A 26,463-nucleotide genomic window follows, 5' to 3' on the forward strand; every position below is an offset into this window, starting at 1 on the left:
TCCTCAGGGTGTCAGCCGCTCGAGCGACCACCACTCGATGCTGTCATCGCCGACCAGGGCGAACACCATCGTCTTGCGGACCCCGTGGGCCAGCCGGACGTCGAGGGCGATATCGCGGGGCTCGAAGACGTGGTCGGCGGGATGGACCCGCACCAGCAGTTCGGAGTGACCGAGATCGTCGACCGAATCGACGTCGGCGTAGGTCCTGAAGTCCGCACCGAACTTGTAGCCCGTCTTCGGCACGAGCCCGCGTTCGCGTAGCTCGGCGTAGACCCGCAGCCGGCGGTCGAACCGCTCGCCTTCGACCTCACGGCCCCGTTCCCGGACGGTCGACGGCTCGAGATCGAGCGCACCCCGCTCGGCGAGGTAGGTCGCCTCGAGCAGCGAACACTGCAGCGTCGGCTCGTCGTACTCCCGACCCTCGAGGGGCTGGCCGTAGAACGTCTCCTCGTACAGCTCGAGGGGTGGTTCCCAGACGACAACCCGGTCGGCGAGCAGGTCCGCCTCGCAGCCCTCGGGAAGCCCGGACGCCGAGGATCCTGCGGGGTCCCGGCGGTTCACCTCGAAGTACGTGATCTCGCTTTCCTCGTCGACGACCGCGAGGACGCCTGCCTCGAGGTCTCGACCGGCGACGTCGGTCCGCTCGCCCAGCACCCGCAGGGCGTAGGCAATCTCGCCGTCCCCGGGCCCCTTTCCGCGCGGGAAGACGGCGAACTCGGTCTCTGGGGGATCCTCGACCCACGGCTCCGCTGCGGGCGAGAGGTAAAACCCACGCTCGCGGAGGTCGGCGTAGACCAGAAACCGAACACCGAAGTCGGGGCCGGGCTCGCGGGCCAGCAACGACCGGAAGTCGAGTCGCTCGTCGCCGTCGACGACGGCCGCGAGGTCGCCTCTGTAGAGCAGGTGAGCCGCCTCGACGGGTGCGAGGGCGATCTCGTTGCCCTCGAGCGGGTAGCCGTACCCTCGCGAGTCGTGATAGCGCTGGCGGGCGTCGCCGCCGACGCGGACGACGCCGTCCTCGAACCGCCCCTCGAGTGACATACCCGGCTCTTTGCCGGCGATCACTAAGTGGCTGTGGATCCCCTCCCGTTCCGTCTCAGTCGTCGACGCCGGCCTCGACCCGGTACTCGCCGACTCGCCCGCAGGTCGCGTCGAGACAGCGCGCGCCGGTTCCGGTCTCGAAGGTCGGCAGCCCGCAGCCGCAGTCGCCGTCGACGACGCCGGCGGGCACCGCGAACCCGGTGTCGCAGTCGGGGTAGTGCTCGCAGCCGGCGATCAGCCCGCCCCGGCGGAGGATCCGAAGGTCGCCGTCGCAGTTCGGTTCGGGGCAGTCCCACTCGCGGTCGAACGCCTCGCGAACGGCCTCGTCCAGCGACTCGCAGCTCCGGTCGAGACAGACGTCGAACGCGAGCCCGCGCTCGACGCGCATCCGAGGGAGTCCGCAGTCGCAGCGCTCCTCGCGGATCGTCGCGTCGGAGGGGATCCCGTAGCGGTCCCCGCAGTCGACGCAGTGGACCCCCGAGGAGCGAACGAGCGCGCCGTCACAGTTCGGACAGGTACCGACGGGCGTTCCCGCCGCGGAGGCCGGGTAGTGGGCGAACCCCTCCTGTTCGTGGGCGGCGATCCGCAGCGTCTGGGTGTCCTTCTTCGCGACGAGCGTGAAGTCGCCCGCCCGATCGCTCGAGACGCTGTCGGCGCGGGTGAGCCAGGCGACGGGCTGGTAGCCGTCGATATCGTGGACGAGCACGGTGTTGTCGGGCTTGACAATCGTCGTCACTCGACCGCGGTACTCCGATCGATCGGTGTCCTCCGCGATGACGGTGCAGTCGCCCGCGAGCACGCGGATGGCGTCGTCGATCATGGGGTCGTTGGCCGCGTTCCAATACTTAAATTCGCGGCTGGGTTCTCGGCCACAGCGTTACACCTTTTTTCTCGCTCGCGAATCCACGTCGGTATGGCCGATTCGAACGAAGGGGTCGCCGGATCGGGGGATCCGTCCCGGCTCGAGGACGACGTCGTGGCCCTGACACGGGCGCTGCGGGAAGCCGAGGAACCGGACGACGAACTCCGACGGCGAGCGGAGTCGGTCGTGGGAGGGCTGCAGGACCTTTTCGCAGAAGCCAACGGCGGACACGCCTCGATCGACACCCGGACGGGCGAAACAATCACGCCGCTGGCTCCGGAGCCCGAGCGGATCGAGCTGACAGACGTCGCCCACGCGCTCTCGAACCTCTGCCGGTTCACGGGTCAGGGGAAGTGTTTCTATAGCGTCGCTCGCCACTCGGTTCACGTCAGCCGCGAGATCGAAGCCCGCGGCGGAGCGCTCTCGGCACAGCGGTGGGGGCTGCTCCACGACGCCAGCGAGGCCTACCTCTCGGACGTCCCCGCTCCGGTCAAGCGGAGCCTTCCAGGGTACACGAGCGCCGAGCGTCGGCTCCAGGCGGCCGTCCGGGACGCGGTGGGACTCGAGCTAACGGCCGAGGACGAACGGCTGGTCGACGCCGCGGACGGCGCGATCGGGCGCTACGAGCTCGCGGTTCACTTTCCGAGCGACCGCCGAGAGAAACCCTCGCTCGAGGTTGCTCCGTCGGATATCGATTCCGACGCCGACGCGAAAGCGCTGTTTCTCGAGCGGGCCCGCGAACTCGATCTCGAGTGAGTCGAAAACTGGAGCCGACGGGTTACTTGACGGCCGATTCGGCCATCCGCTGTGGGAAGCCGACGATGAGCGCGATCAGCCCGTCGGCCTCCTCGTCGTCGCGGAGGTAGGATCGGATGCGTTGACTGACCATCTCGACGGCGACGATCAGCACGAAGACGACCAGGATTCCGGCCATCATATTGTCGTAAGCGCGCATCCCCTGCTGGACCTCGATGACGACGCCGATGCCGCCGCCGCCGAGCAGTCCGAGCGTGACGGCCTGACGGACGTTCACCTCGAAGATGTACAGCGTCCAGGCGATAAAGGAGGTCTTGACCTGGCTCAGCATGCCGAAGCTAACCGTCTGGGACTTCGAGGCACCGGTCGTCTCCATCGCCTCGATCGGTCCCTCCTTGATCTCCTCGAGTTCGTCGGTAAAGAGGCGGCCGAGATTGCCGATCGTGCTGACGAAGATCGCGATCGTCGAGGTGATCGCCCCGAGTCCGCTCAGCGGGATGAAGATGAAGAACCACACCAGCGCGGGGATCGCGCGGGAGACGGCCATGATCGACCGGAAGATGAAGTTAAACGGGAAGGGAGTCACCCGACCGCTTCCCAGGACGCCGAGTGCGAGCGCGAAGGGGATCCCGAAGACGGTTCCGACGAACCCCATCGCGAGCGTGATTCCGGCCTCGAGCGGCAGGTTCTCCTCGATGAGGAACTCGAGGTCCGGGACGTAGTTGACGACCTGGTCGGTGAAGTACGGCCACTGCTGGTAGAGGTAGCTAAAGGAGAAATCCATCAGCCGTATCGATCCGTAGAGCGCGGCGGCGAACAACACTGCGAGGAGTCCGTACATGATCCACCGGACCCGACGGGTCAGCCGGATCTCCTCTAACCGCTGTTCGATGGCAGTATCCGCATCGGTACTCATTGGGTTGCCTCCGTTTTGTCGTCACCGGCCGACAGGAACTCTTCCATGTCGATCCCGCCGTACAGTTCGTCGATGACGTCGAGGGTCAGTTCGTCGCCGTAGCCGTCGAACACCAGTTCCCCGTCCGCGAGTCCGATGAATCGCTGCCCGAACTGTCGGGCGAGGTTGACCTGATGAAGACTGATCATCGCGGTCAGACCGCGCTGTTCGGCCGCGGTACGGAGATACCCCATGACCGTCTGTGCGCTGCCGGGGTCGAGACTCGCGACCGGTTCGTCGGCGAGCAGGATATCCGAGTCCTGGACGAGCGCTCTCGCGATGCCGACCCGTTGCTGTTGTCCGCCGCTCATTCGGCTGGCCCGCTGTTCGGCCTCGTCGAGGAGTCCGACCGTCTGAAGCGCTTCGAGCGCTTTCACCTTGTCCTCGCGGTCGTTAAACCGAAACACGCTCTCGAGGTAGTCGGCCCGGCTCAACGCGCCGGTGAGCGCGTTGGAGTACGCGCTCATCCCTTCGATGACGTTGTGCTGCTGGAAGACCATCGAGACGTCCTGTCGGTGGGACGTGACCGGTTCGTCCTGGACGTACACCGCCCCCTCAGTCGGTACGGTGAGTCCGTTGATACATCTGAGAAGCGTCGACTTTCCCGACCCGGAGATGCCGAGCACGACGACGAACTCCCCCTCCTCGATCTCGAACGAGACGTCGTCGAGGGCGACCGTCTCCCCGTACCGTTTTGTGAGATTTTCTACTCGAATAGCGGACATAGTTAATTTTGGATACGCTCCCTACTGTGTCTGCCCGCTACTCGTCCTCAAAGTCTTCGAATTCGAGTCCGAGTTCGTCGAGGACCTCGTTGACCGGTTCGTAGTCGTCCCTGTCGGCTTCCTCGATGCCCGTAAACCAGAGTTCGTAGTCCTCGCCGACGTCGTCCGGGATGAGGTCTTCCTCCTCGGCCGCGAGCAGCGCCTCCTCGATGTCCTCACGGACCGGATCGTCCCACTCGCTGCGGGCCATGATCGGCGCTCGCGGGAGCGGATCCGAGACGGCGAGCAACTGCAGTTCCTCCTCGCCGTCCTCGAGGGCCGACCCGGCACCGTCGTACTCCGCGGAGTGCTCGACGAACTCCTCGTACTCGTCGAACTGCTCCTGGGGAATCTGGGGGGCGGACGCGAACGCGCCGGTCGTGGCGGCCGCGACCGTGTCGTCGTTGACCATCTGCTCGCGGGCCGTGTCGTGGTCGCCCGCGGTCTGAATCTCCAGATCCTCAGCATCTCCCTGCGGGAACGTGCCGATATCCAGTCCCGCGTCGCTCAGCATCGTCGCCGGGGCCAGCGTTCCGCTGAACGACATCAGCGCGCCGGCGGCCACCGACTCGCCCTCGAGGTCCTCGACGCTCTCGATGTCGCTGTCGGGCGTGGTGATGATCGTCGAGAAGTACAGCGGTCCGCCGAAGGCCGTTCGCATCCCGAGGACGTCGGCGAACCCTTCACCGCCGGGGACCGCCGTCGGCGACGTGTCGGCCATCTCGGCCTGGTTGGCGTCGAGCGCCTCGAGGGTCTCGACGTAGCTGCCGGCGCGGATGAGTTCGATGTCGGCGCCGGTTTCGTCCTCGAGGTACTCCTGCATCGGCGTGTACTCCTCGATGATGTCGGTCTGTTCTTCCGCCGGGTTGAGGATGAACCGGACGGCGTCGCCGTCGCCGTCGTCTCCGTCGCCGTTCCCGCCGAGACAACCGGCCAGCCCTGCGAGTGCAGCCCCCCCGGAGGCCGCCAGAAACGTTCGTCGACTGCTATCGCCACCGCGTGGTATCTGCGCCATACCTAGTACGGTAAGTGAACCGGGATAAATACAATGGTCTTTTGCTCTTGTGGTCCTATATTCTCGTACTTATCGCTACACAGCGAGCAAAATACGACGGACGACCGCGGGCCGATCGATCGGAATTCGGTCGGATTTAATACCCGTACGGACCATCACCAGCCGTGGCCCGTCCAACCCTGATCGTCTACTGTGGCTTACCGGGCGTGGGTAAATCCGTCGCCTCGGCGTACACCGCCGACCGACTCGAGGCCGAGCGCTACCGAAGCGACCGGGTTCGGAAGCGACTCTTCCCCGATCCCGACTACACCTCGGCCGAAACCGACGCGACCTACGCCGAGTTGCTCTCGCTGGCGCGGTCGGCCCTCGAGTCCGACACGGACGCCGTTCTGGACGCGACCTTTCAGTCGAAGCCGTACCGCGACCGCGCCGCCGAGATCGCCGACTCGGTCGGCGCCGACTGCACGTTCGTCTACGTCGACTGCGACGTCGACGTCGTCGAGGAACGTATCGAGAGCCGAACCGACTGCGTCAGCGACGCCCGGTTCGAACAGCACCTCCAGCTGCGCGAGACGTTCGACCCACTCGACTGTGAGCACGTGACGATCGACAACTCCGGCTCGCTCGAGGAGACTCGCGAGCAGATCGACCGCGCGCTGCTCGCGCCGGTCGCCGCGCGGTAACTCTGGGATCGGTTCGCAGCCGGCGTCGAGACCACCGCGGCTAAGAGCCCGGTCCGCCGAGTGTCGGCCATGACGACGACGATCAAGGACAGCGTCCACGACTACATCGAACTCCGCCCGACAGCGGAGGCGCTGCTCGACACCGAGCCGATGCAGCGGCTCCGCTACGTCCGGCAGCTGAGCACCGTCCAGCTCGTTTACCCCGCCGCGAACCACACCCGCTTCGAGCACAGTCTCGGCGTCTACCACCTCGCCTCGCGGGCCGTCGACCAGCTCGAGCTCGAGGACGCCCTCGCCGACCGGCTGCGGGCCGCCGCGCTGGTCCACGACGTCGGTCACGGCCCCTTCGGCCACCAGACCGAGGCCGCCATCGAGCGCCACCTCGGACGCCACCACGACGAGATCGGGTGGCTCCTCGCCGAGACCGAGCTCGGAACGGTCCTCGAGGAGCGGGGGATCGACCCCGACGCCATCGCGGCGACCGTCGACGGCCGCGGCCCGCTCGGCGAGCTCGTTTCGGGCGCGCTCGACGTCGATCGGATGGACTACCTCGTGCGGGACGCCCATCACACGGGCGTTCCCTACGGGACGATCGACCACGCGCGGCTGGTCCGAGCGTTCCGGCGCGTCGACGGCGAGCTGGTGATCGCCGACGGCAACGTCGCGAGCGCCGAGAGCGCCCTGATCGCCCGGACGCTGATGAACGCGACCGTCTACCGTCACCACGTCTCCCGGATCGCCGGCGCGATGCTCGACCGGGCCAGCGAGCGCGTCCTCGACGACGGCGTTCTCGAGCCCGAACGGTTCGCACGATTAACCGACGAGGAGCTGCTGGCGGCGCTCGCCGACCACGAACCGACGGCCGACGCCGCGAGTCGCCTGCGAAACCGCCGTCTCTACAAGCGTGCGGCCTGGGTCCGGCGGGAGGCCGTCCCCGAGAACTTCGTCGGCCTCGAGTACGACCGTACCCGGGAGCTCGAGCGCGAGATCGCGAGCATCGCCGACGTCGCTCCGTCGGCCGTCATCCTCGATAGCCCCGGGATGCCCTCCTCGCCGGAATCGCGGGCGCGGGTGCTCGTCGACGGCGAACCCCGCAGTCTCGGCGACCGATCCCCCCTGGTCGCCGGTCTGGACGCCTGCACGCGCGAGATCTGGCGTCTCGGCGTCTACGCCCCGCCGGATCGCGTCGATGCGGTTCGCGAGGCGGCCACCGACGTCCTCGAACTCGAGGGCGACCCCGCACCGTAGCCGTCTTTCGCCCTCTCAGCCGCCCGAACCAGCCGATCCGCTCTCCTCGAGTCGCTCTCCGTACTTTTCGACCGCCTCCTCGAGTGCGTCGTCGGCGTCGATCTCGAGGTCGTCGGCGAGCGCCAGCAGCGCGAACAGGACGTCCCCGAGCTCGTCCGAGCTGATCTCGAGGGCGTCCGGCTCGGCGCCGTACGCGGTCGACTCGTTGGCGTCCTTCGCGAGTTCGCCGACCTCCGAGACGAGGTCGAGCAGTCTGTACGCCGGCGGGGTCTCGAGATCGTGGTCGTCGACGAACGCCGCAACTCGTCGCTGTTGGTCCTCCATGGAGCCGGAGACGAGAGCTGGCGCAAAAACGTACGGCGTTTCGGAAGCGACGGCGACCGTCGCTACAGGTAGCCCAGAAGCGGCATCGCGAGGCCGACCGTCCAGCCCAGCAGGCCGACGCCGAAGAGCACGACCCCCTCGGTGTCGTTGCGGGCGGTTCCCGCGGCGAGCAGCCCGAGAGTGACGATCAGCCCGATCCGGTGGAGCAGCAACTCGAGTGGCAGGGTCGTCACCCCGACCGCGGCGAAATCCAGCAGGAACCCGAGCCCGAGCCCGACGACGGTAAACGTAAACGCCGACTGGGGCGCCAGCGGTCGTCCGAGCCAGTTCACGACGCGCTGCAGCCGCAGCAGCCGGCCCGCTCGCTCGAGCGACTGCGTGAGCACGATCGCCGTCACCGGCAACCCGACCGCTAGGATCGGGTAAAGCGCGACGACGAACGCCTGCGGCGTGATCCAGGGCACCGCCGCTTCGACGGCGATCCCGGCACTCCGAACGCCGACGACCAGTCCCGCCAGCGCCCCGACGAGGACGAACCCGCGGACGTTCAGGTACGCCCACTCGAGCAGCCGGCGGGCACCGCGCAGGGCACCTCGGGCCTTTCCGCCGCCAGCCAGTCCGAGGACGCCGAGGACGCTCCCGATCACCACGGGACCGACGGTTGCCAGCTCGATAACGGAGAGCCAGCCGTCGTTCCACCCGCCGTGCGTGCCGTGGTACTCCCGTCGCACCTCCTCGACGAACGGTTCGTCGAGGAACTCCCCCTCGAGCGTGTTCTGGGACTGCTGGATGTCGGTCACCGTGTGCCGAAGCCGGAAGAAGTCGAAATGCTCCTGGTGGACCTGGATGGCCGTCCAGTCGTCGTGTTCGGTCGTGTACGCCCGGATGTGGTGGCGGCTACCGAGGTAGGTTCCCGAGTGGAGCTGGTAGCTCTCGTCGATCCAGACGCCCTCCCCGCCGTGGGGTTCGGTGTCGACGTAGGTGTACCGCGTCGAGCCGTGGGCGTCGTCCCACTGGATCGAGTCCCCATCGTCTTCGTAGGCCTCGGGTTCGTCCTCCTCGTCGGGATCGAGCTCCTCCCACTCGAGTTCCTCCTGAGCGACCAGCGTCCGTTGGACGCGCTCGTCGTCGCCGTGGACGATCAGGTTGAGCGCGAGGGTCTGCTCGTCGGTCGATCGATCGCGACTGGTGTAGGGCCAGACGTGGCTGCCGTTTTCCTCCGGCTGGATCAGTCGATCCTGATCGAGCGTCTCGGGCTCTCCCGGCTCCGTGGTCGGATCGACCACGCCGCCGGCGACCAGGTAGCTGGCGACGAGGACGAACAGTCCGATCACCAGAAGGAGACGTCTGTTCATCGAGTCCCCGGCGCGGTTTCCGTCGGCCACCAACAGCGCTGCGAACGGCGCCGTCTTCGGCGGGCCTCTCGCCCGTTCGATCCAGCGAGCATCCGTCCGTTCGTTCGCCACCGAACTCGTCGCGTCCCCCGTCGTCGCATCTGTCTGTGTCTCGAGTCGAGGGGTCAAATAATTGCTGCAGACTCGAGAGCGGGATCGAGCATCCGCCCTCGAACGCCGTCGCTACTCCGCTACGAGCACTACGTATTCGAGAGGTACCGAGACCGACGTAGCGCTCCGGAGGCGAATCGTCCCCTCCTGGCAGCGTTCATGTCGCTTCCCGCGGTACGCTCGAGCGGGACGATGGCTTCGCTACACGAGCGTCCGAGGACGGTCGTGATCTGTGAGAACTGTACCCGACCCGTCGCTGCCCGACTGCTCGACGACGGACCACTCCTTCCGATCGGCGGGAAGCGGTGTGCGTACGGGAGCTCCAGCTACCGCGGTCGAGCGAGGAACCGATGGCCGTTCCCGTCTCGCTGCTCGTCGCCGCCTTCTGGATGCTCGTGCTGGCCCTCTCCCTCGCTTTCTTTTTCGGAATCGCCAGCACTCGACCGAAGGCAGCGGAGACGGTTCGGTAACTCCGGCTCGGGTGCCCTCGCAGACGCCTCCAGGGTTTCGGGGAACCCACAAGAGGTCTCCCTGGCGAAGCGAGCCCGAACGTTCAACAGTCAGCCGATCGACTCGTTCGACCCATGGAGCCGTCCCTCTCGGAACTCGAGGCGACCGCCATCGAGGCCTGCACCGTCGGCGGGCGATACCTGCGCGAAGCCTACCGAACCGGCGACACGGACGCCGATCGACTCGCCCACGACGTGAAATCCAGTGCCGACACCGAATCGGAGGAGCGGATGCTCGAGGCGATCCGCTCGCGGTTTCCGGACCACCCGATCCGCGCCGAGGAGTCTGGCGTCCACGAGGGCGACGGTGGCTGCGAGTGGCTCGTCGACCCCCTCGATGGGACGAACAACTTCGAGTCCGGACTCCCCTCGTTCGCAACGGCGGTGACGGTACTCGAGGGCGCCGAGCCCGTGCTCGGCGTCGTCCACGTTCCGCTGCTCGAGGATCTCTACGACGGGAAACGCGGTGCCGGCGTCAGGTACGACGGTCGCCCCGTCGAAGCCGACGTCGACGCGGTGCCGTCGACGGCGACCGTCGCGTCGGTCATCGGCCACGACGTCAAACTCGAGTCCGACCGCGCCGCGATCTCGGAGCGGATCAATCGGGGGATCGAGGACCGGTGCAAGCGCCGCCTCGAGAGCTGGTCGCCGACGGTCCACTGGGGGTTGCTCGCCCGCGGCCGGCTGGACGGGATCGTCTGCTACCGGCCCGACGCGGAGGAGCAGCGCCTCGGCGAGCTGTTCGCCCGCGAGAGCGGGCTCGAGACCGCGAGCGGCGAGGAGTGGTTCGTCGGCGCCGGCAACCAAGCGCTGCTCGAGGAACTCCTCGAGATCCCCCGGGACGCGCTCGCGGATCGAAGCTGACCGGTCGCGACCGTTCACAGCCCGTCCCGGACCGTCGCTCCGATCGAGGACCGTCGTGCTCGTTTCGCGGCGATCGCATCCCCGCGGTAGCGGGCGACCGTCGGCGAAATACGTTTCCGCGACGGCACGGACCTCTCACACATGGTCGACGTTACCGCGGAGATACTGCTGTTCGACGGCTTCGACGAACTCGACGCCATCGGCCCCTACGAGGTCCTCGCAAACGGCGCGGCGGCCGGCGCCTCCCTCGAGGTTCGGCTAGTTACGCTCGAGGACGCCGACCTTGTCACGGCGAGCCACGAGCTTCGTGTGGAACCCGACGGCACGCTCGGCGAACCGGACCTGCTGGTCGTCCCCGGGGGCGGGTGGACGAGCGACGACGGCGGGGTACGGACCGTCGTCGACGACGGCGCAATTCCGGACGCCGTCGACGATCGGTTCGCGACGGGGGCAACGGTCGCGTCGGTCTGTACCGGCGCGATGATCCTCGCCGAGGCGGGGCTGCTCGAGGGCCGTCCCGCGACGACCCACCACGACGCGCTCGAGGATCTCGAGGAGTCGGCCGCGAACGTCGTCGAGGAACGCGTCGTCGACGACGGTGACGTGCTTACGGCAGGCGGCGTCACGGCTGGGATCGACCTGGCGCTGTGGCTGCTCGAGCGCGAGTTCGGCGCCGAGATCGCCGACGCGGTCGCGACCGAGATGGAACACGAGCGCCGGGGCGAGGTGTTCGGTCAGCAGTAGTTGTAAATTCGGGTGTCGGGCCTGTCGGAGTGGACGGCACGGAGAGATCGATTTGAGTGACAGATCACCTCGCCAGCCGGTTGTAGATCCGCCCGAACAGGTATCCAAGGACGAACGCATCGACGACCCCTAGAACCGTCCCCCAGACGAGATCGCCCGGTTCGGAACTGTATCCAGGGTAGAGGTCTGCCAGCAACAGTCGCCAGCGCTCTCCGTATTTCGTCCCAGCTGCCAGTTCCAGGAAGGCAACCGCTGCACCCCAGATGATACCGGCCGAGAGACCGAGCGCACGGGCATCGACCTTCCCTGTGGCCTCCGTGGCTTCGGCTGGGGGAGTACGGGTCTGCTCCTGGGTCGAGGGCTGTGGGCCACTCATTCTACCGGGAAATCATCTCGCCCGAGAAAAATACCGTGGGGAAGTTCCTGTGCTGTGAGAATTGCTACACGTAGACTGGCCGACGGCGGCCGTATCACTCGATACGGATCTGCCCACAGTCCTGTCAGTACTATCCTGAGTTTCACCCCCAGTTACGGACCGTGCTACTATCTGACCGTGAGAGATATCACTCGCTGAACGGACGTCTCTGTCGGCCGTCTACGTTACGACGATCGAAGGCGTCCGTGTGACGGCCAAACGGCTATACGTTCGTCGCCGGTAGCCCGACGTACATGAGTGCAGTTCTGTTCGATATGGACGGCGTGCTCGTCAACTCCGAGGACTACTGGGTCGAGTTCCAGCGCGAGGAGATCCTCCCCGCGGCCGTCCCCGACGAGGACGTCGACGTCGCCGAGGTAAGCGGGATGAACTATGCCGAGATCTACGACTACCTCGAGGAAGAGTACGGCACCGAGATCTCTCGCGAGGAGTATATCCAGCAGTTCAAGGAAGCCGCCGAGACCCTCTACACCGAGCGCGTCGAACTGCTCGAGGGGACCCACGACCTGCTCGCCGAACTCGACGAGCGGGGCGTGCCGACGGCCGTCGTCTCCTCGTCGCCCCACGACTGGATCGGGATGGTCCTCGAGCGCTTCGAGCTCGAGGGGGAGTTCGATCGCGTGATCAGCGCCGAGGAGATCGACGGCGACAGCAAGCCCGAGCCGGACGTCTTCGAGTACGCGGCCGACGAGATCGGTGTCCCGGCCGACGACGCAGTCGTCGTCGAGGACTCCGAGAACGGCATCGAGGCGGCCGACCGCGCGGGCACGATCGTCGTCGCCTACCGGATCGACGCCCACGGCGACATCGACTACTCGCCGGCCGATCGAGTCGCCGATACGCCGGCCGAACTCCGGGAGGCGGTCCTCGAGCTCGTCGAGGAGGCGTAGCCGTCGTCGCCCCGGCTGGGTGCCGACCGTGCCGACAGGAACCGGATGATCGATGATTATTCTCCCTGATTTTATAGTTACCCGCTCGAAAGGGACGGTATGGACGAGATCGACCTCGACGAACTCGCCGCGTCGCTGACTCTTCGCGAGGAGAACAAGGCGATCAAGAGCTACCAGAACACCGTCGCGCTTTCCTGTCCGGCCTGTGACGTCCAGTTCGACGACCTCGTCGTCTGCAAGGAGAACCCGACGAGCCTCAACCTCTCACAGCAACTCGACCTCTGTATCGGGTCGGCCGACGACCAGGCGGTCATTTTCACCCACAAAAAGTAACTCAGCGGACCTCGACCGTTCGGTGCTCCTCGAGCGGGAGGAGCGGCTCCTCGGGGAAGGCGACGCTGACGCTGAACTCGAGTGTGTCCGCGTCGGCGCCGAAGACGCCGACCGGAACCGTCTCCGTATCGCGCAGGTAGGTGCTCGTGCTCGTCATCTCGACTCCGTTTACGGTGACCTGAACCCCCGCCCGCGCGGGCTCGCCGACGTTTCGCACGGTGACCTCGGCGACGTCGTTCTCCCCGGTAGCGATCGTCTCGGGAAACGCGCCCCACTCGAGTTCGACGGCGGGTAGCGACTGGGCGCCCTCGTAGACGCCCTCCGCGACGCCCTCCGAGAGTCCAGCGTCGACGAGTCCGGTGACCCCGGCACCGACGACGTCGCCCGGCGTCGACAGCCCCTCTTTCGAGAGCTTGCTCGCTCGTCCGGGGCCGACGCCGTCGATCGCGGTGAGCCCGACGGCGTCCTCGGCGACGCCGTTCTCGACCCGGGCCTCGACTCGCCTCGCGAGGTTCGCGGCGTGTGGGTCCGCCAGCCGATCGAGGAAGGCACCCAGCGCGGAGAGCAGGCGGGTCGCGTTCTGCCTGATGACCCAAGCGTCGCTTCTGAGCTCCGGAGGGACCGAGCCGCTGGCGGCCCCGCGCAAGATTGCGAGTACCTTTCGCTGGCCCGCCTCGAGATCGCCCGTCTCCTGGCCGACGAGCACGGCGCTGATCGCGTCGCGCTCGTTCTGGCGGGCCGACACCGAGTCGAACTCCGCGGCGCTCGCCACGACCTCGAGCAGGTCGTCGGGCTCGAGGGCGTCGCCTCCGTTCGCCCGATCGCAGAGCGCGGCGAAGGAAGCCGCGGTCTCGAGGCGGAGATAGTACTTCGAGGCGAGCACTCCTCGAGGGGTCGCCTCGATCGAGAGGTCGCCGGACTCGCCCATCGCGACGAACCCCCGGTCGACGAGTCCCTCGAGGCAGTCACGGACGCGCTGGCGGAGGTTCGGGAAGTCGTACGCCTCGGGTTTCGACTGGCCGCGGACGTAGTAGAACGTCGTCTCGAGCCAGTCCATCACGTCCTCCAGATCGGTGATCGTCCCCATCGCGATCTCGGCGTTGAGGTGGGTCTCGAGGGTCTCGGCGAGGCGGGACTCGATCTCCTTGCCGTCCCGAAGCAGTCGGCGGTACTTGTCGGCCTCGGCGGTGTCGCAGACGACCCAGCCGTAGCCGACGTCGTCGTAGCCGGGTCGACCCGCCCGCCCGAGCATCTGGAGGACGTCCAGCGGGCTCATGTCGACCTCGCCCTCGAGGGGGTCGTGCAGTTTCGTGTCCCGGATCACGACGCAGCGGGCGGGCAGGTTGACGCCCCAGGCGAGCGTCGAGGTCGAGAACAGCAGTTCGACGTGGCCCGCTTTGAACCACTCCTCGACGAGGTCGCGGTCGTTCTTCGAGAGGCCGGCGTGGTGGAAGGCGACCCCGTCGAGCACGGAGTTACGGAGGGTGTCGTTCTCGAGTTCCTGGGCCTCGGTGTGGAAGTCGTAATCCCCTCGGACTCCCATCGGAATATCGCGTTCGGCGATCTCGTCTCTGGCCTTCTCGGCCGCCCGAACGGTGTCCTGCCGGGAGGAGACGAAGACGAGTGACTGCCCGTCCTCCCGGAGGTGGGGCTCGGCGAGATCCAGCGCCCGGTAGAGCCGGCGGTACTTGTCGGCGAAGGCGTTGTCGCCGTGGGTGTAGGTCCTGACGCCGGCGTTGAGTTCGACGGGACGGTACTCCTCCCCGAACTCGAAGGTCGCCTCCTCGGGCGCGTCGAGCCAGGCCGCGACGTCGTCGACGTTGGGCATCGTCGCCGAGAGCGCGACGATTCGGGGATCACAGAGCCGCCGCAGCCGAGAGATCGTCACCTCGAGTACCGATCCCCGTCTGTCGGCGTCGAGCAGGTGCACCTCGTCGATGACGCAGACGTCGATGTCGGTGACGAAGTCGTACCGACGGGAGTCGTGTTTCCGGGTCGCCGAGTCCAGCTTCTCGGGGGTCATCACGAGGATGTCGGCGTGGCGCGCCCGTCGCGGGTTCAGGTCGCGCTCGCCGGTGACGACGTACACCGAGTAGTCGAGAGCCTCGAAGCGGTCCCAGTCGTCTTCCTTCTCGTTGGTCAGGGCCCGCATCGGCGCGATAAACAGCGCGGTGCCGCCCTCGGCCAGCGTCTTACAGATCGCCAGTTCGGCGAGCGCGGTCTTGCCGGAAGCCGTCGGCGCGCTCGCGACGACGTTTGCCTCGGACTCGAGCAGCGCGGGCAGAGCCTCGCGTTGCATCCGGTTGAACTCCTCGAAGGCGAAGGCGTCGGCGAACTCGGGTAGAACCTCGGCGACCTCCATCGGATGGAGACGGGGAGCGACGGGCAAAAGGCGTTTCCTTCGGCGGCTCCCGGGATCCGCGTCGGTGACCGGTGACTACGGCGTTCCCGGTTGGCCGCCGTCGACGGCCCTGTCGAGCTGATCCGAGAGCGCGCTGCCGGCGCGCTCGGGTTGGGGCGTCCGTTCGAACGTGAGCTCCGGGTTGCCGGAGCCGGCGGTGTACACCGTCAGGTCGCCGTAGCCGAACAGTCGTCCGACGGCGTCCTGCTCCAGGGTCGTATTCTGGACGCGATCGAGCCGGAACTGGGTAACGTCCCTCGAGACGATGCCGCGTTTCTTGTACAGCTCCGCGGAGGTGATCACGTAGTGGGTGTTTCGCCAGAACGCGTACCGGACGAGCACTGCGGCGACGCCGACGCCCGCGAGCGCGACTCCGACGTACGTGAGCAGCCCGGTGCCGCCGGTCGCCGTCCAGCCGGCGATCGCGAAGCCACCGAGGACGAGCAACAGCGCGGCCGGGAGCCTGACGCCCATCGTGATCGGGTGGGGACGGCTCTCCCAGACGATCCGTTCGTCCTCGGAGAGGTGGAGCCAGTCCGGCGTCGAAGTGGGCATACCGGATCGTACTCGGCTCGTCGTCGTAAAACTGTCGTGCTAACGGGGTCAGATCGCCTCGTACGGGCTGCTGTACGTCAGTCCCGACGCGATCGTGCCCCGGTTTGGTTGTGTCGGCAAATCGGTACAGCAAAGCAGCCCGTCTCAGTCCGCCGCCTCGGAGCTCGCGGTTTCGACCGCACGGGCGTTCATTCCCGTCTCGGTCTCGTACCAGTAGTACGCGCCGAGTCCCAGCGCGGCGACGATGTTCGAGATCGTGACGCCCCAGAAGATACCCACGACGCCCAGCCCGAGCAGGTAGGCGCCGACGAGCGCGACGGGCAGCCGGACGATCCAGTACTGGAACAGCGTCGCGACCAGACTCGTTCGCGTCCGCCGGGCGCCGTTGAACCCGGCCTGGAGGAGGTAGGTGGCGCCGATCGCCCAGTAGCCGTACGCCAGGATCCGCAGGTACTCCGCGGCGAGTTCGACCTCCGCCGGGCTCGCGTCGGGAACGAACAGCACCGACAGCGTCTCCGGAACGGCCCACTGGACGGCGCCGACCGCGGTGAGGCCGACGCTCGCGATGGCGACGCCGACCCACGTCGTTCGCCGCGCTCGCTCGGGGCGCTCGGCGCCGAGGTTCTGTCCGACCATGCTCTGTGCGGCCTGTTGAAGCCCGATCGCGGGAACGAATGCGATCGCTGCGACCCGTGCGCCGATCGTGTACGCCGCCAGCCCCGCGGCGCCGCCGACGATCGCGACGAGCCAGATCATCCCGACGCGGGCCGACTGGCTCGAGAGGTACTGACCCGCGGTCGGCCAGCCGATATCGACGATCTCTCGGCAGTCCTCGAGCGCGGGTTCGACGTCCGTCCGCGAGATCGCGAACCCGTCGCGACCGCGGACCGCCATGCCGATCCCGAACGTGAGGCCGACGCCGTAGCCGATCGCCGTCGCCAGCGCGGCGCCCGGGACGCCGAGTTCGGGGAACAGCCACCAGCCGAAGATCAGGAACGGGTCGAGCACGAGGTTCGTCGCGACCGCCACGACGTTGATGTAGAGGGCCGCGCGGGTGTCGCCCCAGCCGACGAAACTCCCCTCGATGGTGTCGCTCGCGCTCATCAGGGGAACCGCGATCGCGAACGTCGCGAGGTAGGCGGCGGCGTACTGGGTGACGACCGCGCCAGCCCCGAAGAGGCCGACGATCCACCCGGCGAGGAGCCAGACGACGAACCCGACAATCAACCCGGCGACGAGACCGACGACGGTCCCGTTGACCGCGGCGCGTCGACCGTCCGCGAGTTCGTCCGCGCCGACGCGCTGGGAGACGAGGACCTGGGTCCCGACGCTGGTGCCGACCGCGACCGCGGCCAGCAGGCCGATGACCGGAAACGTCAGCCCGACCGCGGCGACCGCCTCGAGGCTGTGTCGACCCAGCCAGAGGGTGTCGACGACCTGCTGGAGAACCTGCACGAGGTTCTGGACGAGCAACGGTGCGGCGAGGATCGCGAGTACCCGGGGTATCGAGCCCGTCGTGATCTCCTCGCGATCGAGGTCGAGCATCTCGTTCATATAGATGCCGACATGCGAGATAAATATTTTTATCGAGATCGAGATGAGATAAGGGTGCCGACCACAACCGTTTTTCACGCTGGCCCGCCAGGTCGAGGTATGAGCAGCGTCCGCAAGCCCGACTGGCTCAAGATGCGTCCGCCGTCGGGACAGGAGTTTACCGACATTCGCAAGCGCCTCCGCGAGCGGAACCTCAACACCGTCTGCGAGGAGGCTAACTGTCCGAACCTCGGCGAGTGCTGGTCCGGCGGCGCCGGTACCGGCGACGGCGCGGGCGGGACGGCCACGTTCATGCTGATGGGCGATCGCTGCTCTCGAGCCTGCAACTTCTGTGACGTCCAGACTGGCGGGATGGAGCCGCTCGATCCCGACGAGCCCGCGAACGTCGCCGAGGCCGTCGCCGAGATCGGCCTCGACTACGTTGTGCTCACGAGCGTTGACCGGGACGACCTGCCGGACCAAGGGGCGGGTCACTTCGCGGAGACGATCCGCGAGATCAAGGATCGCCATCCCGGCATCCTCGTCGAGGTCCTCATTCCCGACTTCCAGGGAGAAGACCACCTCGTACGGAAGATCATCGACGCCGAGCCGGACGTCATCGCCCACAACGTCGAAACCGTCGAGCGACTCCAGTTTCCCGTCCGGGATCGGCGAGCGGGATACGAACAGAGCCTGGGCGTGCTCGAGCAGGTCGATCGGGAGTCCGACGTCTACACGAAGACCTCGATCATGCTCGGCCACGGCGAGTACGACCACGAGGTGTACCGGACCCTTGCAGACCTCCGCGAACGGGGCGTCGACATCGTCACGCTCGGTCAGTACCTCCGTCCCTCGCGGGACCACCTCGAGGTCCGCCGGTACGACCACCCCGACAAGTACGAGACCTGGCGACGGGTCGCCGAAGAGGAACTCGACTTTCTGTACTGCGCCAGTGGACCGATGGTCCGCTCGTCGTACAAGGCCGGGGAACTGTTCGTCGACGCGGTTCTCCGCGAGGGGAAAAGCGTCGCCGAAGCGCGTCGGAACGCGCGTGCGGAGTCGAACCCGGCCGAGGCCGCCGAGTAGTTCGCCCGCGACTCGTCCCCGTGCCGGAGACCGACCGATCGTCCACTATCTGGATCGTTTTTCGATATATAACCGGTAAACCTCTTCTTTCGGCGTTCTGACACGGACGATCGGTCGATTCGAGTCGGCTTCACCGACCACTCTCTGCGTGTCGAGCAAGAATCTCATCGATAGTAAACTATTTACGAAAATCCTTTAACGCGAGCGATAATTCGTTAGGGTATGCACAGGTGGGTACACCCGTGAGTACGATACAGCGAGACCCGCAGGACCGCGTACAGGTGCTCGACGACGCCGGACGCGTTCTCGAGGGCGCCGAGGTGCCCGACCTCCCCGAGGAGGAGTTCGTCCAGATCTACGAGCAGATGCGACTCGTCCGCCACTTCGACGAACGGGCCGTGAGCCTGCAGCGCCAGGGTCGGATGGGAACGTATCCACCCCTGTCCGGCCAGGAAGGCTCCCAGATCGGCAGTGCACACGCACTGGCCGACGAGGACTGGATGTTCCCGAGCTACCGCGAGCACGGCTCGGCGCTCGTGCGGGGCATGTCGCTCAAGCGGACCCTGCTGTACTGGATGGGCCACGAACTGGGCAACCAGATCCCCGACGACGCCAACATCTTCACCGTGGCTGTCCCGATCGCCACGCAGATACCCCACGCGACGGGTGCGGCCTGGGCCTCGAAGCTCAAGGACGAGGAGAAGGCATTCCTCTGTTACTTCGGCGACGGGGCGACGAGCGAGGGCGACTTCCACGAGGGGCTGAACTTCGCCGGCGTCTTCGACACACCGAACGTCTTCTTCTGTAACAACAACCAGTGGGCGATCTCCGTTCCTCGAGAGCGCCAGACCGCAAGCGAGACGCTCGCCCAGAAGGCTACCGCCTACGGCTTCGAGGGTGTCCAGGTCGACGGGATGGATCCGCTGGCGGTGTACAAGGTTACTCGCGACGCCGTCGAGAAGGCGAAGAACCCGGACGCAGTCGAGGACGACTCGCCCGGCAGCGCCACTCGGCCGACGCTCATCGAAGCGGTCCAGTACCGCTTCGGCGCGCACACGACGGCCGACGATCCGTCGGTCTACCGCGACGACGAGGAGGTCGAGCGCTGGAAGCAGAAGGATCCGATCCCGCGCATGGAGACGTTCCTGCGTAACAACGGGATGCTCGACGACGAGCGCGTCGACGCGATCGAGTCCCGGATCACCGAGGACGTCGCCGAGGCGATCGACGCTGCCGAGGCCGTCGAACGACCGGACCCCGAAGAGATCTTCGCCCACGTCTACGAGGGCATGCCAAAGCGACTACAGGAACAGCTCGAGTGGTTCGAATCGATCCGAGAGCGACACGGCGACGACGCGCTTCTGGAGGGCTAATATGGCTGCAGAATCGGAAAACCTCACGCTGGTACAGGCGGTACGAGACGGGTTGCAAAGCGAGATGGAACGCGACGACGACGTGATCGTCATGGGCGAGGACGTCGGGAAAAACGGCGGCGTCTTTCGCGCCACGGAGGGGCTGTACGACGAGTTCGGCGAGAACCGCGTTATCGACACGCCGCTTGCAGAGTCGGGGATCGTCGGCACGGCGGTCGGCATGGCCGCCTACGGGATGCGTCCCGTCCCCGAGATGCAGTTCCTCGGCTTTATCTACCCCGCGTTCGACCAGATCGTCTCCCACGCTGCGCGCCTGCGGACGCGCTCCCGCGGGCGGTACACCTGTCCGATGGTCATCCGCGCCCCCTACGGCGGCGGGATTCGGGCACCCGAACACCACTCCGAGTCCTCGGAGGCGATGTTCATACATCAGCCCGGCCTGAAGGTCGTCATCCCCTCGACCCCCTACGACACGAAGGGGCTGCTGGCGAGTGCGATCCGCTCGCCCGATCCGGTGCTCTTTCTCGAGCCGAAACTCATCTACCGGGCGTTCCGCGAGGAGGTTCCGAACGAGTCCTACGAGGTCCCGATCGGCGAGGCAGCCGTCCGCCGCGAAGGGTCGGATATCTCCGTGTTCACGTGGGGCGCGATGAGCCGTCCGACCCTCGAGGCCGCCGAGAACCTCGCGGGCGAGATCGACGTCGAAGTCGTCGACCTGCGGACGCTGTCGCCGCTCGACGAGGAGACGATCGTCGAGTCGTTCAAGAAGACGGGTCGCGCGGCGGTCGTCCACGAGGCGCCCAAGACGGGCGGCCTCGGCGCGGAGATCGCCGCGACGATCCAGGAGGAAGCCCTGCTCTACCAGGAGGCTCCCGTCGGGCGTATCACGGGGTTCGACACGCCGTTCCCGCTGTACGCCCTCGAGGACTACTACCTGCCCGAGCCGGCACGCATCGAGGACGGAATCCGAGACACGATGGGGTTCTAACATGGTACGAGAGTTCAAACTACCCGACGTCGGCGAGGGAGTCGCCGAGGGCGAACTGGTCAGCTGGCTGGTCGAGGAAGGTGACGAGGTCAGCGAGGACCAGCCGGTTGCGGAGGTCGAGACCGACAAGGCCCTCGTCGAAGTCCCCTCGCCGGTCAACGGCACTGTCAGAGAACTGCACTGGGAGGAAGGCGAGATGGTCCCCGTCGGCGATCTGTTCGTCACGTACGACGTCGAGGGCGAGGAAAGCGAGGCGCCGAGCACGGAAGAGCCGACCGCGTCGGAAGACGAACGGGCGGGCGAACCGCCGGGCGTCGACTCGCCCGAGGAGGCCCAGGCGAGCACGGACGACGAACCCGCCGGCGACGCCGGCGCGACGGGTGCCGAAACCGGCGAGGTCGAACCGCCCGAAGACCGGGTCTTCGCACCGCCACGCGTGCGACGGCTGGCCCGTGAGGAGGGGATCGACCTCTCGAGGCTCGAGGGCAGCGGCCCTGGCGGTCGAATCACCGCAGCGGACGTAGAGGCCGCTGCGGGCGGCTCGGACGCGTCCTCGAGGTCGGCGGAAGCCGAGACGATGCCCGAGGAATCCACGTCTGACACGGGAGCGGACCCGGCTCCCGACACGGCCGACACCGCCGCGGCCGACACCGGGGCGGCCGGAGCGCAGACGGCACAGACGACCACACCGACACAGGTCGAGTCTGCTGATCGCGACCGAACGCTGGCCGCGCCCGCCACCCGGAAGCTCGCAAAGGAGGAGGGCGTCGACATCGACGCCGTTCCGACCGACGAGGAACGCGACGGCGAGGCGTTCGTCACGCCCGACGCCGTCCGGGAGTACGCGGAGGCCCAGCAGCGGGCACAGGAGGCAGACGCCGAGGCCGTTTCTGCGGGTGAGCCGGTCGGCGCGAAGGGCGCCGAGTTCGCCGAGGGCGAACGCGAGCGCCGGGAGCCGTTCAAGGGCGTCCGGAAGACGATCGCCGACGCGATGGTCGAGTCGAAGTACTCGGCGCCCCACGTCACTCACCACGACGAGGTCGACGTCACCGAACTCGTCGAGGCCCGAGAACGTCTCAAACCCCGGGCCGAGGAACAGGGGATCAGCCTCACGTACATGCCGTTCATCATGAAGGCCGTGACGGCCGCGCTGAAGGAGTACCCCGAAATGAACGCGGTGATCGACGAGGACAACGAGGAGATCGTCTATCGGGACTACTACAACGTCGGCATCGCCACGGCGACCGACGTCGGCCTGATGGTCCCCGTCCTCGAGGACGCCGACCGGAAGGGACTCCTGCAGCTGTCCTCGGAGATGAACGAACTCGTCACGAAGGCCCGCGAACGGTCGATCAGCCCCGACGAACTCCGGGGGTCGACGTTTACGATCACGAACATCGGCGGGATCGGCGGCGAGTACGCGACGCCGATCATCAACTACCCCGAGGCGGGGATCCTCGCGATCGGCGAGATCAAGCGCAAACCCCGCGTCGTCACCGACGAAAACGGCGCGGAGTCGATCGAACCACGTTCGGTGATGACGTTGTCGCTGTCGTTCGATCACCGGCTGATCGACGGCGCGGTCGGCGCACAGTTTACGAACGAACTGATGGAGTACCTCGAGAATCCGGAACTGCTACTGCTCGAATGATGAACCTTACTACACTGCCACGAGAGGGAGTTAACTGATGGTCGTCGGAGACGTCACCACCGGGACAGACGTACTGGTCATCGGCGCGGGCCCCGCAGGCTATGTGGCCGCGATCCGGGCCGGACAGCTCGATCTGGACGTAACGCTCGTCGAAAAGGACGCTTACGGAGGGACCTGCCTGAACGACGGCTGTATCCCCTCGAAGGCGCTGATTACCGCTACCGACGTTGCCCACGAGGCGGGCAACGCCGAGGAGATGGGGATCCACGCCGACCCCGCGGTCGATCTCGCGGGAATGATGGGCTGGAAGGACGACGTCGTCGATCAGCTCACCGGCGGCGTCGAGAAACTGTGTAAGGCAAACGGCGTCAACCTACTGGAGGGGACCGCCACCTTCGCCGACGAGAACACCGTCCGGGTCTCTCACAGCGGCGAGGGCCAGGGCTCCGAGACCCTCGAGTTCGAACACGCTATCGTCGCGACGGGATCGCGTCCGATCGAGATCCCCGGCTTCGAGTACGACGACGAGCCGGTGATCGACTCGACCCAGGCGCTCGCGCTCGAGTCGGTACCGGACTCGATGGTGATCGTCGGCGCCGGTTACATCGGTATGGAGCTGGCGGGCGTCTACGCCAAGCTCGGTACCGACGTGACCGTCATCGAGATGCTCGATTCGATCCTGCCGGGCTACGACGACGATCTCAAACGTCCCGTCAAACAGCGCGCGAACGACCTCGGGATCGACTTTCACTTCGGCTACGCGGCCTCGGAGTGGGAACAGCAGGGCGACGGCATCCGCGTCGTCGCCGAGGCACCCGACGAGGCGGCCGCCGACGGCGGAAGCGAGGCGAGCGCGGAGGCCGTCGAGGACGACCTCCTCGAGCTCGACGCCGAGAAGGTCCTCGTCGCCGTCGGCCGCGAGCCGGTGTCGGACTCGCTCGAGCTCGAGGAAGCCGGCGTCGAAACCGACGATCGCGGGTTCATCCAGACCGACTCGCGTGCGCGCTCGAACGTCGAGCACATCTTCGCCGTCGGCGACGTCGCGGGTGAGCCCATGCTCGCCCACAAGGGCAGTATGGAAGGGCAGGTCGCCGCCGAGGTGATCGCCGGCGAGCCGTCGGCGATCGACTACCAGGCGATGCCCGCGGCGGTGTTTACCGAACCCGAGATCGGCACCGTCGGAATGTCCGAGAGTGAGGCCGAGGATGCCGGCTTCGAGACCGTCGTCGGGAAGTTCCCGTTCCGGGCCAGCGGCCGCGCGCTGACGACCGGCGAGTCCGACGGGTTCGTCAAGATCGTCGCCGACGACGACCAGGGCTACGTGCTGGGTGCCCAGATCGTCGGTCCGGAAGCGTCCGAACTGATCGCCGAACTCGGGCTCGCGATCGAGCTCGGCGCGACCCTCGAGGACGTCGCCTCGACGGTCCACACCCATCCGACGCTCTCGGAGTCGGTGATGGAGGCTGCCGAGAACGCGCTCGGCCACGCGATTCACACGCTGAACCGATAGTCCGGAACCGACGCCCGAGCCGACGAACGCTTTTTTCTTGGACTCAGAAACGACCGAAAACTATCCCGAGTTTCCCGACCGACGAGAACCGACTTAATAACCCTTCATTGGGCGGTACCTACGGACGGATGTGACTATGACATCTACCACATCCTCCGGGATCCGGCGCCGAACCGTCCTCTCGATCGCTGGCGCTGGCGCACTCGGTACACTGGCTGGCTGTATCTCCGCGACGGACGACGACGGCAGTGCCGAGCGCGACGACAGCGACGCGGAGAAGGCGGAGACGGACGACGACGAGCCGCTGACTGACTACCAGTACACGGCCCCGCCGCAGATCGTCGACCTCGCGGACCAGGGGTACGAGTCGACGCTCCGAACCGTTCCTGCCCGCCACGAACTCGTCACCGAGGCGGGATCGGGCGGACCCGTCGAACTCCCCGAGGTGTGGGCCTGGCAGGCCGACGACCTCGAGCCGTCGGTCCCCGGCCCGATCTACCGCATGACCGAGGGCGATACGTTCGAACTCACATACGACAACAGCGAGCACGGCCGCCCGCATACTGTTCACGTTCATGCGGTCGGCAAGACCTGGGCCGACGACGGCGCGCCGGTAACCAACCGGGAGCACGTCGGCCCTGGCGAGAGTCATACCTACACACTCCACGCCGACGTCCCGGGAACGCACGTCTACCACTGTCACTACCAGACGCACAACCACCTCGATATGGGAATGTACGGAATCCTCCGCGTGGATCCGGAGGGCTACGAGGCCCCCGACAGGGAGTACTTCCTGACGCTTCGGGACTGGGATACGCGACTCCACGACCGCGAAGCCGGCGGCGGTGCCGACTACAGTCCGTCCGCTCGGTCCTCGGACGCCTACACGATCAACGGCCGGAGCGCACCCACTACGTTCCATCCCGAACTGGGGTCGCCGCTGCTCGTCTCCGAGGGCGAGACGATGCGTATCCATCTGGCGAACAACGGATACGAATCTCACCCGTTCCACACGCACGGCCATCGGTTCACCGTCGTCGAGAAGGACGGCTCGGTCGTTCCCGAAGCCGCCCGGTACGAGGAGGACGTGATCAACATCGCGCCCGCCGAACGGTACACGATCGAACTCGAGGCGGACGCCGATCCCGGAATCTACCCGGCACACTGTCACAAGGTTCACCACGTAACGACCGAGGACCGCTACCCGGGCGGGATGGCGACGGCGATCGTCTACGAGGAAGCGATGGAAACCGAGGAGTTCGGCGAGATAATGTCGGATGCCGGATACGACAGCTGAGCCGCGGGAGACTCGGTCGGTCTACTGGACGTAGAGCGAGTACGCGATCACTGAAAAGCCCGCGAGAACGAGCAGGCTTTCGAGAAGCACCCCAGTTATGAGCGAGACGCCGAGCAGTTCGTGAAGCACGCCCGCCAGAACGAAACCGAGGGTGACGATACCGAACCCTCCCGCGAGATAGCCAAGCGCCGGCTGGCGGGTTCGGCGGTAGGCCTTGAACGCAAAGTACGTGATCACGCTGCCGACGACGAGAACGAGGGTCTTGACGATTGCCAATACGAGCGCAGTTTCTATTCCAGTCATGTCTCCTTTCGTACCTCAGACCACAGTTCGGCGAGCCGTTCGTCAGCTGTCCGAGCTGGACGCTCGATCTGTACCGACAGCGACCGATCGTCCTCGAGCACGAGCGTGATTTCGTCGAACGCGACTGAGTACTTGCTCGCGTGATGACCGTCACGCCGGATTTCGGTCGACTCCTCGAGCAGCGTCGAGTCGGTCAGCAGCTCCAGCTTGCGGTATAACGTCGACTGCGGGATCTCGCACCGAGCGTTGAGCTCCGACGCTGTCATCGGCTCCTCGAGTTTCCGGATGATCTCCCGGCAGTCGGGATCGTCGAGCGCAGAACAGATCACTTCCGGTGACGGCGGCGGTTCCGAAGTGATCGGATCCTGGACCATTCGTCTTCCTCTTGCAACGCACGGGGTTTATTGGCATCGATGCGGATCGCCGTTTCCGCTCGCGAACGTCGTACGGCTCCCCTCTCGAAGCCTTCTTGCACGTTCGTGTCCGAGGTCCGAGTACGCGGGTATCATTCGGCCCGACCGAACCTTCGAGGGTGGGATGAACGGCCGACCTCCGCCCGCGTAACACTTGTCTCAGCGAGCTCGAGGCGTCGCCATCACGGAAATGTCAGATAGGACTCTATTGAGTGGGAAACCATGGTACGGTACCGCGATCCGAACTGTATTCGATTCGACAGCCTTATATAATAACCCGCTACTCGTTACTACTGTGATCGACGTGGCGTCCGCCACGTTCCCTCCGGCCACATCCGGCACGGAGGCAGGTGTTCCATCCCGCCTCGTCGCCGACCACCCGGTCGGCAGGGTTCGGCGATCGCCTCCGGATGCGAGTTCCGGT

26 protein-coding genes are annotated in these 26,463 nt (G+C 66.5%); 13 read left to right on the forward strand and 13 right to left on the reverse strand.

Translation table 11 applies throughout. The features are described 5' to 3' along the window. Positions 1–3: 3 nt before the first annotated feature. Together endA and QA609_RS12750 are read right to left on the reverse strand one after the other, a co-directional pair. Complete coding sequence (gene endA / locus QA609_RS12745) at positions 4–1,041, reverse strand: tRNA-intron lyase (protein ID WP_278302989.1); 1,038 nt, start codon at positions 1,039–1,041, stop codon at positions 4–6. Positions 1,042–1,096: 55 nt separating this feature from the next. Then, positions 1,097–1,861 carry an endonuclease NucS domain-containing protein gene (locus tag QA609_RS12750; protein WP_278302990.1) on the reverse strand — a complete coding sequence of 255 codons (765 nt, stop codon included), beginning with the start codon at positions 1,859–1,861 and terminating at the stop codon, positions 1,097–1,099. A gap of 93 nt (positions 1,862–1,954) precedes the next feature. Here QA609_RS12750 and QA609_RS12755 point away from each other — a divergent pair, with 93 nt between their 5' ends. Then, positions 1,955–2,659, forward strand: coding sequence for a hypothetical protein (locus tag QA609_RS12755; RefSeq protein WP_278302991.1), 705 nt, complete (start codon positions 1,955–1,957; stop codon positions 2,657–2,659). A gap of 22 nt (positions 2,660–2,681) precedes the next feature. On the opposite strand, the gene phnE is transcribed toward QA609_RS12755, so the two are convergent. Genes phnE through QA609_RS12770 form a run of 3 tightly spaced genes read right to left on the reverse strand, consistent with a single transcriptional unit; the run spans position 2,682 to position 5,393 of the window. Continuing rightward, positions 2,682–3,575, reverse strand: coding sequence for a phosphonate ABC transporter, permease protein PhnE (phnE, locus tag QA609_RS12760; RefSeq protein WP_278302992.1), 894 nt, complete (start codon positions 3,573–3,575; stop codon positions 2,682–2,684). Continuing rightward, complete coding sequence (gene phnC / locus QA609_RS12765; RefSeq protein ID WP_278302993.1) at positions 3,572–4,339, reverse strand: phosphonate ABC transporter ATP-binding protein; 768 nt, start codon at positions 4,337–4,339, stop codon at positions 3,572–3,574. The genes phnE and phnC overlap by 4 nt, the downstream gene beginning before the upstream one ends. Positions 4,340–4,376: 37 nt before the next feature. Next, positions 4,377–5,393, reverse strand: a complete 1,017-nt coding sequence (locus tag QA609_RS12770) for a PhnD/SsuA/transferrin family substrate-binding protein (RefSeq protein WP_278302994.1) — start codon at positions 5,391–5,393, stop codon at positions 4,377–4,379. 164 nt (positions 5,394–5,557) lie between these two features. Between QA609_RS12770 and QA609_RS12775 the strand changes: the two genes are divergently transcribed. Together QA609_RS12775 and QA609_RS12780 are read left to right on the forward strand one after the other, a co-directional pair. Then, complete coding sequence (locus QA609_RS12775; protein ID WP_278302995.1) at positions 5,558–6,076, forward strand: AAA family ATPase; 519 nt, start codon at positions 5,558–5,560, stop codon at positions 6,074–6,076. A 69-nt stretch (positions 6,077–6,145) separates the two neighbouring features. Next, entirely contained in the window at positions 6,146–7,324 is a 1,179-nt protein-coding gene (locus QA609_RS12780) for an HD domain-containing protein (RefSeq protein WP_278302996.1), read from the forward strand. A 15-nt stretch (positions 7,325–7,339) separates the two neighbouring features. Here the strand turns inward: QA609_RS12780 and QA609_RS12785 are convergent, their stop codons facing one another. Together QA609_RS12785 and QA609_RS12790 are read right to left on the reverse strand one after the other, a co-directional pair. Continuing rightward, positions 7,340–7,648 carry a MazG-like family protein gene (locus QA609_RS12785; protein WP_278302997.1) on the reverse strand — a complete coding sequence of 103 codons (309 nt, stop codon included), beginning with the start codon at positions 7,646–7,648 and terminating at the stop codon, positions 7,340–7,342. A gap of 62 nt (positions 7,649–7,710) precedes the next feature. Next, complete coding sequence (locus QA609_RS12790) at positions 7,711–9,003, reverse strand: hypothetical protein (RefSeq protein ID WP_278303016.1); 1,293 nt, start codon at positions 9,001–9,003, stop codon at positions 7,711–7,713. Between the two features lie 734 nt (positions 9,004–9,737). Here QA609_RS12790 and QA609_RS12795 point away from each other — a divergent pair. Together QA609_RS12795 and QA609_RS12800 are read left to right on the forward strand one after the other, a co-directional pair. Beyond that, entirely contained in the window at positions 9,738–10,526 is a 789-nt protein-coding gene (locus tag QA609_RS12795) for an inositol monophosphatase family protein (protein WP_278302998.1), read from the forward strand. A 141-nt stretch (positions 10,527–10,667) separates the two neighbouring features. Further along, positions 10,668–11,270, forward strand: coding sequence for a DJ-1/PfpI family protein (locus QA609_RS12800; RefSeq protein WP_278302999.1), 603 nt, complete (start codon positions 10,668–10,670; stop codon positions 11,268–11,270). A gap of 64 nt (positions 11,271–11,334) precedes the next feature. On the opposite strand, the gene QA609_RS12805 is transcribed toward QA609_RS12800, so the two are convergent. Further along, positions 11,335–11,646, reverse strand: a complete 312-nt coding sequence (locus QA609_RS12805; RefSeq protein WP_278303000.1) for a bacteriophage holin — start codon at positions 11,644–11,646, stop codon at positions 11,335–11,337. A 293-nt stretch (positions 11,647–11,939) separates the two neighbouring features. On the opposite strand from QA609_RS12805, the gene QA609_RS12810 reads away from it, so the two are divergent. Continuing rightward, on the forward strand, positions 11,940–12,596 hold the full coding sequence (locus QA609_RS12810; protein ID WP_278303001.1) for an HAD family phosphatase: 657 nt from the start codon (positions 11,940–11,942) through the stop codon (positions 12,594–12,596). A 99-nt stretch (positions 12,597–12,695) separates the two neighbouring features. Next, positions 12,696–12,929, forward strand: coding sequence for a hypothetical protein (locus QA609_RS12815; protein ID WP_278303002.1), 234 nt, complete (start codon positions 12,696–12,698; stop codon positions 12,927–12,929). Position 12,930: 1 nt separating this feature from the next. Here QA609_RS12815 and QA609_RS12820 read toward each other — a convergent pair whose 3' ends face one another. The 3 genes from QA609_RS12820 to QA609_RS12830 all read right to left on the reverse strand — a co-directional run bounded on the left by QA609_RS12820 (position 12,931) and on the right by QA609_RS12830 (position 17,430). Next, complete coding sequence (locus QA609_RS12820) at positions 12,931–15,291, reverse strand: DEAD/DEAH box helicase (protein ID WP_278303003.1); 2,361 nt, start codon at positions 15,289–15,291, stop codon at positions 12,931–12,933. 75 nt (positions 15,292–15,366) lie between these two features. After that, entirely contained in the window at positions 15,367–15,885 is a 519-nt protein-coding gene (locus tag QA609_RS12825) for a PH domain-containing protein (RefSeq protein ID WP_278303004.1), read from the reverse strand. A gap of 144 nt (positions 15,886–16,029) precedes the next feature. Next, positions 16,030–17,430: an MATE family efflux transporter gene (locus tag QA609_RS12830; protein WP_278303005.1), complete on the reverse strand. Its 1,401-nt coding sequence runs from the start codon at positions 17,428–17,430 to the stop codon at positions 16,030–16,032. Between the two features lie 108 nt (positions 17,431–17,538). Between QA609_RS12830 and lipA the strand changes: the two genes are divergently transcribed. The 6 genes from lipA to QA609_RS12860 all read left to right on the forward strand — a co-directional run bounded on the left by lipA (position 17,539) and on the right by QA609_RS12860 (position 25,323). Next, the gene (gene lipA / locus QA609_RS12835; protein WP_278303006.1) at positions 17,539–18,504 is read left to right on the forward strand and encodes a lipoyl synthase; all 966 of its coding nucleotides are present in this window, start codon (positions 17,539–17,541) and stop codon (positions 18,502–18,504) included. 242 nt (positions 18,505–18,746) lie between these two features. Beyond that, positions 18,747–19,877, forward strand: a complete 1,131-nt coding sequence (gene pdhA, locus QA609_RS12840; protein ID WP_278303007.1) for a pyruvate dehydrogenase (acetyl-transferring) E1 component subunit alpha — start codon at positions 18,747–18,749, stop codon at positions 19,875–19,877. 1 nt (position 19,878) lies between these two features. Next, positions 19,879–20,865 (forward strand): alpha-ketoacid dehydrogenase subunit beta, encoded by a 987-nt coding sequence (locus tag QA609_RS12845; protein WP_278303008.1) that lies wholly within the window; start codon positions 19,879–19,881, stop codon positions 20,863–20,865. 1 nt (position 20,866) lies between these two features. Next, positions 20,867–22,516 carry a 2-oxo acid dehydrogenase subunit E2 gene (locus QA609_RS12850; RefSeq protein ID WP_278303009.1) on the forward strand — a complete coding sequence of 550 codons (1,650 nt, stop codon included), beginning with the start codon at positions 20,867–20,869 and terminating at the stop codon, positions 22,514–22,516. Between the two features lie 37 nt (positions 22,517–22,553). Then, on the forward strand, positions 22,554–24,026 hold the full coding sequence (gene lpdA / locus QA609_RS12855) for a dihydrolipoyl dehydrogenase (protein WP_278303010.1): 1,473 nt from the start codon (positions 22,554–22,556) through the stop codon (positions 24,024–24,026). Positions 24,027–24,162: 136 nt separating this feature from the next. Continuing rightward, positions 24,163–25,323 (forward strand): multicopper oxidase domain-containing protein, encoded by a 1,161-nt coding sequence (locus QA609_RS12860; RefSeq protein WP_278303011.1) that lies wholly within the window; start codon positions 24,163–24,165, stop codon positions 25,321–25,323. Between the two features lie 21 nt (positions 25,324–25,344). Here QA609_RS12860 and QA609_RS12865 read toward each other — a convergent pair whose 3' ends face one another. Beyond that, entirely contained in the window at positions 25,345–25,626 is a 282-nt protein-coding gene (locus QA609_RS12865) for a hypothetical protein (RefSeq protein WP_278303012.1), read from the reverse strand. Continuing rightward, positions 25,623–26,000, reverse strand: a complete 378-nt coding sequence (locus QA609_RS12870) for a helix-turn-helix domain-containing protein (RefSeq protein ID WP_005555199.1) — start codon at positions 25,998–26,000, stop codon at positions 25,623–25,625. Before QA609_RS12870 ends, QA609_RS12865 begins: the two co-directional genes overlap by 4 nt. Positions 26,001–26,463: the final 463 nt, after the last annotated feature.

Source organism: Natronococcus sp. A-GB7 (assembly GCF_029688865.1).
Taxonomy (GTDB): Archaea; Halobacteriota; Halobacteria; order Halobacteriales; family Natrialbaceae; genus Natronococcus.